We start from the raw sequence: 12952 nt of genomic DNA, 5'->3' as shown, positions 1-12952 counted from the left end.
GCTTCAAGCGGAGCGTGACAGCTTCGGGCCGTCCTTGCTTCGCGGCGTCAGGCGCGCAGCGGCACGGTGCCGGCCAGCACTCGCCGCCTCTGCAGGTGGCGGCCCGACCCGGGTGATGGCTCAGGGAGAGTGTCCGCGGGTTCAGGACGCGCCCGAGCCCGCCAGCATGGTCCGCGCCAGCCGCAGCGCGTGGGCTTCGGCACCGGGCATGGCGAGCATGCGCCGCGCCAGCGCCTGCGCACCACGGCGAGCCTGCGCATCACCGGGTTCCAGTAGCACCCGGCAACGGGCCTGATACAGATCCACGGTCGCCACCCGCAAGCGCGCTGCCGCAGGTGGTTCGACATGCGTGAACGGGGCCAGCAACTGCGTGCGATAGGTCGCCAACGCGTCGTGTGCACTGGCGCTGCAGCGCCCCTGCAGCACGTCCAGTTGTGCCAGCAGGTAGTGCGCACCGCCGCTCTGGCTGGCAGTGGAGGAAGGATCCAGCGCCGCCAGGCCCTTCAGTGCGTCCTGCACATGCGCACGTGCGACGTCGAACTCGCCCAGGTCTCGTGCATCTTCGGCCAGCAGCAGCCGGTAGTCCTGCACGTCCAGGCTGGACGTGTCACCCCGCTGCGCCAGCATGTCCAGCGCCTGCCGGTGCAACGCCCGCGCCTGTGCGGGTTGGCCGCGCAGGCGCGCCAGGGTGCCCTGCAAGGCCAGCGGCTCGGCCATTGGCGGTGAACCACTGGCATCCAGCGCGTGCTCGAGCGCCTGCAGATCGCGCTCGGCCCCTGCCAGGTCGCCGGCATCGATGCGCGTGCGCGCGAGGTTCTGCAACATCATCAGGGCGCGCGGGCCGTGCACGCCATCGTGCGCCACGGCATGGCGATACACCGCCTCGATCAATCCGATCGCCACCGCATGGCGATCCTCGGCCAATTCCAGCGCCGCCAGGTTGATCCGCGCGAAGGCGGCCGATTCACTGTCTTCGCCATGCGCGCGCACGGCCAGCGCCAGCATCTGTTCCAGCAGCGAGCGTGCCTGCGCATTCTGCCCGCGTCGCAACAACGCGCGGCCCAGCTGCACATTGCTGGCAATGGTGGCCGGATGGCTCGCACCGTACATCGCGCTGTTGGCATCGCGCAGCTTGATCAGGATCTGTTCGGCCTCGTCACCGCGACCGGCCTGGCCAAGCAGGGTCGCCAGGTTCTGCAACGCCACCTGGCGATTGGCCACCGAGCCGACCGGCTGGCGTTCCAGCAAGGCGGTGAGTTCGTGCAGACCGGCGATGGCCTGCTCGCGGTGACCGCTGGCATCGTCCAGCATGGTGCGCTGGTGCAATGCGGTGATCAACGCGGTTTCGCCCGACGCACCCAGTGCACGCGCCTCGGCCACCGCTTGCGCCAGCACGCGCTCGGCCTCGGGCAGTTGGCCCACGCGAAACAGCACGCCGCCGAGGTTGGCGCGCACCTCGGCGAACGCGATCCGGTCGCTCTCATCGAGCGGAAGCGGATAGGCCAGTGAACGCTCCAGCTGCCCGCGCAAGGCATCGAACGGCCCACCTAGCTGCAAGGTGGCATAGGCCAGGCGCGCAAGGGTGCGTCGACTGCGTGCATCGTCCTCGCCCCATGCGGCCAGCGCCAGTTCGTAGGCGCGTCGGGTCAGCTCCACCGCACGCGCGTATTCACCGAGGCCGGCATAGCTGTCCCCCAGCGCGGTGAACAGCTCGGCCTGCTGCGCCGGCTTGTCGGCCAGATCGCCCTCGATGCGGCGCACGCCGCTGGCCAGCAGTTGCGCGGCATCCGGCAGCTCGCCCTGCACATGCTCGGGATTGGCCGCGGAAAACACGCCGACCATGAAGTCGCGCACCGCAACCGCCGCGCCGCGTTCGGCCTCCGCGCGCATTGCCGCAGCCGCCGCCAGGTCGCGCTGTTGCGCGGCCTGACGCGCCTGCCACAAGGTGCCGGCAAGACCCGCAAGCAGTGAAGCCAGCAGCACGACGCCGATGCCGATCGCCAGACGATTGCGATACACGAAACGCCAGGCGCGCGCCGCCGGACCCAGGCTTCGCGCAGTGATGCTGCGCTGTTCGCCAGCCGCCTTGAGATCGCCCAGCATGGCTTCCACGCTGCCGTAGCGGTCGGCGGGGTCCTTGGCCATCGCCTTGAGCGCGATGGCTTCCAGATCCGCCAGCCAATGCGACGAGGCGCCGGTGCGCAGCGACGCGGGCATGCGTTCGAGCAACGGCGCAGGCGCCTGCGTGCGGATACGCTCGTGCACCGCGCTCAGCGGCAGATCGCGCAGGGCCAGTGGTGGCTTTTCGCACAGCAGGAAATACAACAGTGCACCCAGCCCATGGATGTCGGCACGCACGCCCACGCGCGAGCCATCGAGTGATTCGGGTGCCGCGAATTCCGGCGTCATCATCGCGCGCTGCGAGCCGGCTTCGCCGTCTTCGTGGTCGAGCGCGCGCGCGATGCCGAAATCGAGCAGATGCGTCCGTCCCGCTGCATCCACCAGCACATTGCCCGGCTTGATGTCGCGGTGGACCACCAGTTGCTCGTGAGCATGGGCCAGCGCACTGGCGATCTGGCGCAGCAAGTCCAGACGCGCCGGCAGGCCGGGTTGGTGGCTGCGCAGCCACTCATCCAGGCGCATGCCTTCGATGTAATCGGTGACCAGGTACGGTTGCCCGGATACGGTCAGTCCGGCATCCAGCAAACGCACGATGCCGGGATGGCGCAGCGCGGCCAGCAGGCGGCGCTCGGCTTCGATGCCCTCGCGCAAGGCCGGGCGTTCATCGCGGATGAACTTGATCGCCACCTGCTTGTCGAACAATCCGTCGGCACGCTCGCCGAGCCAGACCTCGCCCATCCCGCCGCGGCCAAGCAGGCGCAATGCGCGCCAGTTCCCGACCACCTCGCCGGCACGCCCCGTCGCGCCATCGGTGGCCGCTTCGATCCAGTGGCCATCGGATTCTTCCACCCCTCGCAGCCACGCCGCCACCACTTCGGCATCGCCTGCATCCTGCTGCGCCAGCTTGTCGAGAAATGCGCCGCGTTGCTCCAGCGGCAGGTCGAGCACGGCATCCAGCAGCGCTTCCCGTCGCGCCCAGTCGCAGGTGCCGGATGACGATGTGCTCATGCCCCGGTGTCCGGATCCAGACGTTTGTGCAACCAGCCACGCGCCTTGATCCAGTCACGGCGCACGGTGCTGCGATCAATGCCGAGGACTTCACCGGTCTCGGTTTCGGTCAAGCCGGCGAAGTAACGCAGGTGGACCACCTGTGCCAGCCGCGGACGTGCCTGCTCGAGTCGATCCAGCGCATCGGCCAGTTCCATCATGCGCTCGGCTTCGGCCCGTTGCGGATCACTGACCAGCTCGTCATCCAGCGTGACGTGCAATGCACCTCCGCCGCGCTTGTCGGCCACGCGATCGCGCGCATGGTTGATCACGATGTAGCGCATGGCCTGTGCCGCCACCGCGAGGAAGTGGCGGTGATCCATCTGCTCGATGCGCTCGGCCGCCCCGGCCAGCTTGAGCCAGGCCTCATTGACCAGTGCGGTGGTGGACAGGGTTTCCCCGGCCATGCCGCGGCGACGCTGGCGGCGCGCGATCTGGCGCAACTCCTGCTGCAGCTGGGTCATCAGGCTGGCCAGGCTGTCGGCCTCATGGTCGAGCGCCGCTTCCAGGCAGGCGCGGACATCGAGTTCTTCCGGGGTGCTCATCACACGCTTGCAGGCAACCAGCCACGCTTGGCCGTGTCAGCATGAAGCCTAGCACCGCCCCCTCTCGCCCGCCATGCAGCGCCGTCCGCGGCCGGCATCGCGGGATACACGCGGCCACGATATAATTGGCGGCTGCCGAGGGGCGCTGCGACCGCAGCGGAGTGATGATCCATCATCCGCTGCCGGCCAGGCTCGGCGAAGACTGCAACGGCGCCCGTTCACCCGTCCATCGACGCACAGAACGGAGCACGTGGAGCACGTCATGAATGCACAACTGAAAACCTTTTCCGAAGACGGCGATTACAAGGTCGCCGACATTTCCCTGGCCGACTGGGGCCGCCGCGAGATCGACATCGCCGAGCACGAGATGCCAGGCCTGATGTCGATCCGCAAGAAGTACGCACCCGAGGCGCCGCTCAAGGGCGTGCGCGTGACCGGATCGCTGCACATGACGATCCAGACCGCGGTGCTGATCGAAACCCTGAAGGACATCGGCGCCGACCTGCGCTGGGCCTCGTGCAACATCTTCTCCACCCAGGACCACGCCGCCGCGGCGATCGCCGCCAGTGGCGTGCCGGTGTTCGCCTGGAAGGGCGAGACGCTGGAGGAATACTGGGACTGCACCCTGGCCGCGCTGTCGTTCCCGGATGGCAAGGGCGGCTTCGTCGGCCCGCAGCTGGTGGTCGATGACGGCGGCGACGTGACCTTGCTGATCCACAAGGGCTACGAGCTGGAACAGGGCGACCGTTCCTGGGTCGATGCGCCGGCGGCCAGCCACGAGGAACAGGTGATCAAGAACCTGCTCAAGCGCGTGGAGAAGGAACGCCCCGGCTTCTGGAGCACCGTGGTGCGCGACTGGAAGGGCGTGTCCGAGGAAACCACCACCGGCGTGATGCGCCTGTACCAGCTGGCGCAGGACGGCAAGCTGCTGGTGCCGGCGATCAACGTCAACGACTCGGTGACCAAGTCCAAGTTCGACAACCTGTACGGCTGCCGCGAGTCGCTGGCCGATGGCCTGAAGCGGGCGATGGACGTGATGCTGGCCGGCAAGGTCGCGGTGGTCTGCGGCTATGGCGATGTCGGCAAGGGCTCGGCGCACAGCCTGCGTGCCTACGGTGCGCGCGTGATCGTCACCGAGATCGACCCGATCTGCGCGCTGCAGGCGGCGATGGAAGGCTTCGAGGTCGCCACCGTCGAGGACACCCTGGGCAGCGGCGACATTTACGTCACCACCACCGGCAACAAGGACGTGATCACGCTTGAGCACATGCGCGCGATGAAGGATCAGGCCATCGTCTGCAACATCGGCCACTTCGACAACGAGATCCAGGTCGATGCGCTGATCGCCTCCGGCGCCGAACGCACCGAGATCAAACCGCAGGTGGACAAGTTCCGTTTCGACGCCGGCAACGAGATCTTCCTGCTGGCTGAAGGTCGCCTGGTGAACCTCGGCTGCGCCACCGGCCATCCGAGCTTCGTGATGAGCAACAGCTTCTCCAACCAGACGCTGGCGCAAATCGACCTGTGGGCCAACAAGGACACGTATGAATCCAAGGTCTACATCCTGCCGAAGAAGCTGGACGAGGAAGTCGCGCGCCTGCATCTGGACAAGATCGGCGTCAAGCTGACCCGCCTGACCCCGGAGCAGGCCGCCTACCTCGGCGTGCCGATCGACGGCCCGTACAAGGCCGAGCATTACCGCTACTGATCGCCTGCCCGACACACGGGATGCGAACGACGACGGGCGCCACATGGCGCCCGTCGTGTTTCGGGTGGTGGCACATGCCGGCGCCGCGCCGCTCTGGCGGGTGCTGGCGCCGGGCAGGCGCAGAAAAATGAGCGCTTTTGCCGCGATTTGGTGATTGACAAGGACTGGGGCATGCGAATCGCGCTTTCCGGCCGGCATCGGTGCCGGTGGCCCCGCCAAGCAGTGGAGCCCCGATGTCCGAATCGATCCAGCCCGTACCGTCCCCTGAACGCCGCGCCCCCGTGCTGCTCGGCCTGGGCGTACCCGCATTGATCGCGTTGCTGGCGCTGTGGCAATGGTGGCGGGTCGCCACCGACCAGGCGATGGGCGATGTGCTGCCGGCGGCGCATCGATCCACACATGCGGAATGGGCCGGTGGGCTGGCGTGGTTGCCCCCCTTGACCTTGCTGCTCGGGGTGGCCGCGATCGGCGTCTTTCTGCTGGCGCTGTGGGGTTTGCGCCGCGCGACGCGACAGGCACTGCATTCGCGCGCGCGGCTGCTGCAGGCCTTCGATGCCGGTCGGTGCTGGCTGCCGGTGTTCCTGCTGGTGCAGACCAGTCTGGTGTTCTTCGGCCTGATCGGCCTGTCGAGTTTCGAGGCCCTGCGCCTGGTCGATGCCGGCGACCTGGGCCGCGGGCCGCTACGCGCGATCGGCGTGCTGGCGCTGTGTGCGCTGGCCCTGCTGTGGATGTGGCTGCTGATCGTGCGCGACATGCTGCGCCTGTCGCTGCGCAGGACGCAGCCGGAGCCGATCCGGATCATGGGCCAGGCGCTGACGCGCGATGCCGCACCGGCACTGTGGCGCTACGTCGAGCGCCTGGCAGGACAACTGGCGACGCGGCCACCGGACGCCGTGCTGGTGGGCCTGAACGAAGGCTTCTTCGTCACCGAACACCCGGTCGCGCTGGTCAGCGGCAAGCCGGTGCCGCCCGGCCGCGTGTTGTACCTGCCACTGCCCTACGTGGCCTTCATGGCGCGTGATGAGGTGTCGGCGGTGATCGGCCACGAGTTGGCCCACTTCCACGGCGAAGACACCGAATACAGCCTGCGTTTCGCACCGGTCTACCGCGCGGCGGTGGACAGCATCCTTGCCATCACCAACGAGCACGACGACAACGACGGCGGTTGGCGCGAGCTGCTGAGCCGGCCGGCGACCCGCTTCGGAAAATGGTTCCTGAGCGAGTTCGACCACGCCGTGCAGCACTGGAGCCGACAGCGTGAACTGGCCGCCGATGCCTTCGGCACGCGCGTCGCCGGCCGGCAGGCCGTCGCCTCGGCGTTGCTGCGCATCAGCGCATTGCATGCCGTCGTCGAGGCGGCGCTGCAGCACAACCGCGAGGCGCCCCCGGGTCGCCACGAGGGCGTGCTGACGCTCGTCCGCCGCTGGGTCGCCGAACACGGCCCGGATGATCCGGCCACGCACCTGGGCGAGCGCCAGGCGCATCCGCTCGATACCCACCCACCGCTGGCGCAACGGCTGCAGGCACTGGGCGTGGCGATCGACGCGCACCTGCTGCAACGCGCCCTGGACCGGAACGAAAGCGGCCTGCTCGCCGAGCTGGGGCTGGAAGCGGCCCCGGGCAACGCTGCGGCGCCATGAAGCACCCGGCTGAACACACCGTCCCACCACACCCCCAACGGAGATTTGCACCATGACCGATATCACCTCCTCGCTGGAACAGGAATTTGCCGAACAGTCGCAGCACGAGCGCGAGCGCGCGATCGCCGAGCTGCGGCAGCTGGACGCCGATGGGCGTGGTCGCGTGGACGTGTGGCCATCGGCGCTGCTGATCGGCATCCTGACCGGTGCATTCGGCCTGGCGCTGGCCTACCTGGCCTTCAGCTCGGCAAAGCTCGGCGGCATCGAAAAGCTGGGTTTCGGCGGCGTTGGCCTGGCGCTGGTCGCATTCGCGGTGTGGATGCTGTTCCTGCGCGCGCGGCAGCCCACCTTCACCCTGACCGAGCAGGGCGTGGACGTGCGCGGCGTCTTGCTGCCGTGGACCTCGATCGACGATTTCGAGGTGATGACCAACACCATCAATGGCGTCGCCACCATGACCACGGTGACACTGGAGCATGTCGCCGGCTACGAGGCACCCAAGTTGCCGCTGGCGCGCGGGGTCGGCCAGAGCGCGAAGGACCGCAAGAGCGGCAACTATCGCAGTGTCCTCAGCCTGTTCGTCAAGCCCAAGGGCATGAGCAGCGAGACGCTGGCCGGCCACATCGGGCGGCTGCACGCCGGCGCACAGGCCCGTGAGGAGCTGCAACGGCTGGGGGCCTGAACACGGCCAGCGCCGTTGCCCGCGCCTTGACCGGCTACCGCCCTGGACAGCCATGCGTCCCAGCCATCCAGGGTGCTGGCCGGTTGCACCACATGCGCCTTGTAGCGCTCGAACTCGCCGGGCGCAAAACGCAGCCGGGCGACCAGCTGTGACGGTTCGGACATCGCAATCTCCCTTGATGTGCAGCCACGGAATCATCGGCTGCCAATCACTCATGCGGCGCGCACGGCACCGGGCCGGGAATCATCGGCAGCCCCGTCCGTGTTGTCAGCCGTGGCCTGCGGGCGCCAACGTTGCAGCAACAGGGTATTGCCGACCACGCTGAGCGAGGAAAACGCCATCGCCGCGCCGGCGATGATCGGGTCCAGCCAGCCCAGCGCGGCCAGCGGGATGCCGACCACGTTGTAGGCGAAGGCCCAGAACAGGTTCTGCCGGATCTTGCGCGTGGTGCGGCGCGACACGTCCAGCGCATCGGCGACCAGACCCAGACGCGGGCGCATCAGGGTGATCGCGGCGGCATGCATGGCGACATCGGTGCCACTGCCCATGGCAATGCCGACATCGGCCGCCGCCAATGCCGGGGCGTCGTTGATGCCGTCACCGACCATGGCCACGATGCCGTCTTCACGCAACGCGGTGATCGCGGCCGCCTTGTCCGCCGGCTGCACATTGGCCTGCACCTGATCGATGCCGAGCTCGCTGGCGACCGCCTGTGCCGCGCCCGCGTTGTCGCCCGAGATCATCACCGTGCGCACGCCCAGCTCATGCAGGTGCGTGATCGCCGCACGGGCATCGGCGCGCGGGGTGTCACGGAACGCTAGCAGGCCATGCAGGCGTGGCCCGTCGCCGCCGTCACCGGCGAGCCAGGACACGGTATGCCCGGCCTGCTGCAGGGCCTCGGCTTGCGCGTGCAGCGGTGCGATGTCGATGTCGGCTTCATCCATCATCCGTGCCGAACCGAGCATCACGCGCTGGCCGTCGTGCCGGCCCTCGACGCCACGGCCGGCCACCGCGCGCACGTCCTCGACCGCGGCGCGCGGCAGCTCGCCGGCGGCATCCAGCACCGCATGCGCCAGTGGGTGTTCGCTGCCGGCCTGCAGTCCTGCGGCAAGCGCGAGCAGGGCCGCATCATCGCCATCCGTCGCGTGCAGTTCGACCAGTCGCGGCAGGCCGCGGGTCAGCGTGCCGGTCTTGTCGAACGCCACCACGTTGACGCGATGCGCGGTTTCCAGCGCCTCGGCGTCCTTGATCAGGATGCCGGCACGCGCGGCGACGCCGGTGCCGGCCATGATCGCGGTCGGCGTGGCGAGGCCGAGCGCGCATGGACAGGCGATCACCAGCACCGCCACCGCATTGAGGATTGCCTTGGACCAGTCGCCATCGACGAGGCCCCAAGCCAGCAGGGTGAGCAGTGCCGCGACTACCACCAGCGGCACGAACACCGCGCTGACCCGATCCACGGCCTTCTGGATCGGCGCCTTCTTCGCCTGCGCGTCCTCGACCAGACGCACGATGCGCGCCAGTGCCGACTCGGCACCCACCGCCGTGGTTTCCACCACCACCCGGCCCTCGCCATTGACCGCGCCACCGGTGACCGCATCACCCGTCTGCCTCGCCACCGGCAGCGATTCGCCGGTGATCAGCGACTCGTCGGCATGCGTGCTGCCACTCTGGATGCGGCCATCGACCGGGAAGCGTTCGCCCGGACGCACCACCACGCGGTCGCCGACCTCTACCTCGGCGATCGGGACATCCACTTCCTTCTCGCCACGCAGCACGCGCGCAGTATCCGGGCGCAGCGCCTGCAGCGCGCGGATCGCTTCGCTGGTGCGGCGCTTGGCGCGCGATTCGAGGAACTTGCCCAGCAGGATCAGGGTGATGATCACCGCCGAGGATTCGAAGTACAGCGCGTCCGCGCCCGGCGTTCCGACCGGCAGCAACAGGTGGTACAGACTGAGCCCGTAGGCGGCACTGGTGCCCAGCGCCACCAGCAGGTCCATGTTGCCGGTGCGCGCCTTGAGCGCATGCCAACCGGCGCGATAGAAGCGTGCGCCCAACCAGAACTGCACCGGCGTCGCCAGCGCCCATTGCAGCCAGCCCGGCAGCATCCAGTGCTTGCCGAAGGGCATGCCGAGCATCGGCAGCACCAGCGGCGCGCTGAGCAGGGCGGCGATCAGCAGATGCCGTGCATCGCGCCGGCGCCACCACGGCTCGGTGCTGGCCTGCCGCGCGGCATCAGCGCCGTCTTCGGCGATCAGTCGCGCCGGGTAGCCGGCGTCCGCGGCGGCGGCGAGCAAGGCGGCCGGCTGCACGTCCTCCAGCGCGCGCACGCTGGCGCGCTCGGTGGCGAGGTTGACGCTCGCCTCGACCACCCCCGGCACCCGTGCCAGCGCGCGTTCCACCCGGCCCACGCAGGAGGCACAGGTCATCTCGGTGATCGCCAGTTGCCACGTGCGCACGGGCACCTCGTAGCCAGCATCCTGCACCGCCTCGATCAGCTGGCTCGCCTGCACCGAGGCCGGCACGTGCACTTCGGCGACCTCGGCGGCGAGGTTGACCACGGCGCTCTCCACACCCGGCACCTTTTTCAGTGCACGCTCCACCCGGCCCACGCAGGAAGCGCAGGTCATGCCGCGCACCGGCAGGCGCAGCACCTCGTCTGCAGCGGGTCCCGATGCTGCGGTCATGCGTCGCAGGCAAGCACCGTGTAACCCTCATCCTCGATGGCGCGACGCACGGCCTCCTCGTCGCTGACACCGCTGACCTCCACCGTGCCCTGCTCCAGATCCACCTGCGCGCTGCCACCCAGGGCTTCGATCGCCTTGCCCACGGCGCGTGCGCAGTGCCCGCAGGTCATGCCTTCCACTGTCAGTTTCATCTCGCCCTCCACGCCGGCCATGGCCGGACATTGCTGCATGCCAGTCCACCATGATGCGCCACGCGGCCTGCCAGCGGCCAGCGTGGCAGGATTCAGGGCCGCCAGTTGGCGTTGGCTTCCCAGAACTCGACGCTGCGGCGGTAGGCTTCGCGATCGATGGCAACGCCGGATCCGCCCTCCTCCACGCCCAGCGCATTGCGCATCATGGTGATCGGTGCCATCGGGATTTCTTCCGGCGTCATCGTGTACAGGCAGCCGACGATGCCCCAGTCGCCGTCGATCGGTGCGCCTTCCTTCGCCATCTGTTCGGCGCTGTAGAGGATCGGGATCAGGTAGTCGGCGACCGGCGGCTCGACGCCCTCGAACCAGCGCACCAGCACCGGCAACTCGCTGCGGTTGCGCGCCTCGTAGGCGCTGCGCAGCCGGTGCCGGTTGGCCTCGGTGATCGGCACCGTCAGGCAGCGGGTCGATGTCCAGTTGCGATGCACATGCAGCTTGCAGAACGGCGCGTAGCCATCGAGCACCTTCAGCGGCGGCTCGTCATTGAGGCGCTGCTGGAATTGCTCCGGGGTGCAGTCGAGAACGGTGTTGCCGCGCGGCTCGCGCGGAAACAGCCGGCTGCGGGCAAATTCGGTGAGGACGATCGACATGGCGGAAAGCGTGGAAAACCGCGCACAAGGGTACCCCCTGCCGATCCCGGCGGTCGCGAGAGTTCACTTCCATCCCGATAAAGCGATATAGTTGTCGTTTCCATCTTCCATGGCCCCTTCGCCTTGCTCAGCTTCGAATTCTTCCCGCCCCGCGACCCGCGCCAGCAGGCGCAACTGGACCGTGCGCTGCGCCAGCTCAAGCGGCATCGACCGCAGTTCGTGTCCTGCACCTACGGCGCCGGCGGCTCGACCCGTGAGCCGACCCTGCACACCGTGCAGCACCTGCGCGAGGCGCATGCGGTGGATTGCGTGCCGCATCTGACCTGCATCGGCAGCCGTGTCGAGGATGTGCGTGCGCTGCTCGACCACTATCGTGAGCTCGGCTGCCGCCGCATCGTCGCGCTGCGCGGCGACATGCCCTCCGGTTCGTTCAGCCATGGCGAATTGCGCCATGCCAGCGACCTGGTGCGCCTGATCCGCGAGGAACATGGCGAGCACTTCCGCATCAAGGTCGCGGCCTACCCGGAAACCCATCCGCAGGCCGCCGATGCGCAGGCCGATCTGGAACATTTCCGGCACAAGATGCAGGCCGGGGCCGATTGTGCGATCACGCAATACTTCTACAACGCCGACGCCTATTTCCGCTTCATCGACGACATCCGCGCACTCGGCATCGATGCGCCGGTGACGCCGGGCATCATGCCGATCGCCAACTTCACCCAGCTGCGCCGCTTCTCGGAAAGCTGCGGCGCGCAGATTCCGCGCTGGGTCGAACAGCGCATGCACGGCTTCGGCGATGACGCCGAGGCAATCCGCGAGTTCGCCGCCGATCTTGTCGCCTCGCTGTGCCGGCGCCTGCTCGAAGGCGGTGCACCCGGCCTGCACTTCTACACCTTGAATCTCGCCAAGCCGACGCTCAACGTGTTGCAGCGTCTCGACCTGCCGGCTGCCGAAGCCGAGCCCGCCATGCCCTGACCGCCGTCGGCCGGCGGCCCGCAGGCGGCGGCATTGCAGCCGCCTGCACGGCGCTAAGATGGCGCGGTGAGTACCGCCTTTCCCACCCGCCAACGCAGCGGCCGCAGCATGATCACGCAGGCGTGTGCCGCGTTTGCGTTCGGTCTGGCGCTGGCATTCATTCCCACCGCCGACGCCCAGACCCCGCAGGTACGCCGCTGCACCGCCGCCGACGGCAGCACGGTGATGACCGACCGGCCCTGCGCCGCGATCGGTGCCGAGGAACGCCTGCCGCGACTGGCACATGCCGGCCCTGCACGCATGCGTCCGTATCGCGGCGGCTGTGCGCGCACGCTGGAGGAACTGAGTTACGAGGTGGCGGCGGCGATCGACATGCAGGATGCCAATCGCCTGGCCAACAGCTATCACTGGGCCGGGCTGGATACGCGCAGCGGCTATCGGGTGCTGGCGCGGCTGGAGGCGATCGTCAAGCGACCGCTGCTCGACATCGGCCCGGCCGGTGGCGGCAGCGATGGCGAGCCGCAGTGGGTCGAGGATGAGGAGGGCGTGCTGGTGCCGATCTACCCGCGGCCACGCCCTCCGAGCGGCCTGCGCATCGAGCAGTCACTGGGACGTTCGGCGGCTTCCTCCCGCACCACCTTCGCCCTGCGCCGGCATGCCGGCTGCCTGTGGATCAGCTTCTGAGGCGAGCGCTGGCGGCAACAGG

10 protein-coding genes and 1 riboswitch are annotated in these 12952 nt (G+C 68.6%); of the genes, 5 read left to right on the top strand and 5 right to left on the bottom strand.

What is annotated here, in order from left to right; translation table 11 throughout:
• Positions 1–141: 141 nt before the first annotated feature.
• Complete coding sequence (locus ACW11F_RS08245) at positions 142–3129, bottom strand: protein kinase domain-containing protein (RefSeq protein WP_456996370.1); 2988 nt, start codon at positions 3127–3129, stop codon at positions 142–144.
• Positions 3126–3713: an ECF-type sigma factor gene (locus tag ACW11F_RS08240; protein WP_456996369.1), complete on the bottom strand. Its 588-nt coding sequence runs from the start codon at positions 3711–3713 to the stop codon at positions 3126–3128. The genes ACW11F_RS08245 and ACW11F_RS08240 overlap by 4 nt, the downstream gene beginning before the upstream one ends.
• 131 nt (positions 3714–3844) lie before the next feature.
• Positions 3845–3936, top strand: a riboswitch (S-adenosyl-L-homocysteine riboswitch).
• Positions 3937–3975: 39 nt separating this feature from the next.
• On the opposite strand from ACW11F_RS08240, the gene ahcY reads away from it, so the two are divergent.
• The 3 genes from ahcY (at position 3976) to ACW11F_RS08225 (ending at position 7743) form a co-directional block, all read left to right on the top strand.
• Positions 3976–5421, top strand: coding sequence for an adenosylhomocysteinase (ahcY, locus tag ACW11F_RS08235; protein WP_456996368.1), 1446 nt, complete (start codon positions 3976–3978; stop codon positions 5419–5421).
• Positions 5422–5654: 233 nt separating this feature from the next.
• Positions 5655–7061: a M48 family metallopeptidase gene (locus ACW11F_RS08230; RefSeq protein WP_456996367.1), complete on the top strand. Its 1407-nt coding sequence runs from the start codon at positions 5655–5657 to the stop codon at positions 7059–7061.
• A gap of 52 nt (positions 7062–7113) precedes the next feature.
• On the top strand, positions 7114–7743 hold the full coding sequence (locus ACW11F_RS08225; RefSeq protein ID WP_456996366.1) for a hypothetical protein: 630 nt from the start codon (positions 7114–7116) through the stop codon (positions 7741–7743).
• Between the two features lie 212 nt (positions 7744–7955).
• On the opposite strand, the gene ACW11F_RS08220 is transcribed toward ACW11F_RS08225, so the two are convergent.
• From ACW11F_RS08220 to ACW11F_RS08210, 3 genes are read right to left on the bottom strand one after another with little or no spacing between them, the layout of a single operon-like run.
• The gene (locus ACW11F_RS08220; protein ID WP_456996365.1) at positions 7956–10430 is read right to left on the bottom strand and encodes a heavy metal translocating P-type ATPase; all 2475 of its coding nucleotides are present in this window, start codon (positions 10428–10430) and stop codon (positions 7956–7958) included.
• On the bottom strand, positions 10427–10660 hold the full coding sequence (locus ACW11F_RS08215; protein WP_456996364.1) for a heavy-metal-associated domain-containing protein: 234 nt from the start codon (positions 10658–10660) through the stop codon (positions 10427–10429). The genes ACW11F_RS08220 and ACW11F_RS08215 overlap by 4 nt, the downstream gene beginning before the upstream one ends.
• A gap of 53 nt (positions 10661–10713) precedes the next feature.
• A complete protein-coding gene (locus ACW11F_RS08210; RefSeq protein WP_456996363.1) occupies positions 10714–11271 on the bottom strand; it encodes a DUF3228 family protein in 558 nt (185 codons plus the stop codon).
• Positions 11272–11394: 123 nt separating this feature from the next.
• On the opposite strand from ACW11F_RS08210, the gene metF reads away from it, so the two are divergent.
• Both metF and ACW11F_RS08200 read left to right on the top strand, forming a co-directional pair.
• Complete coding sequence (gene metF / locus ACW11F_RS08205; protein ID WP_456996362.1) at positions 11395–12246, top strand: methylenetetrahydrofolate reductase [NAD(P)H]; 852 nt, start codon at positions 11395–11397, stop codon at positions 12244–12246.
• Positions 12247–12312: 66 nt separating this feature from the next.
• Positions 12313–12930: a hypothetical protein gene (locus ACW11F_RS08200; RefSeq protein WP_456996361.1), complete on the top strand. Its 618-nt coding sequence runs from the start codon at positions 12313–12315 to the stop codon at positions 12928–12930.
• The last annotated feature ends 22 nt before the right edge of the window (positions 12931–12952 follow it).

This window comes from Luteimonas sp. e5 (assembly GCF_054031035.1).
The sequence above is the reverse complement of the archived record's forward strand: the minus strand, read 5'-3'. Positions and strand labels throughout refer to the sequence as shown.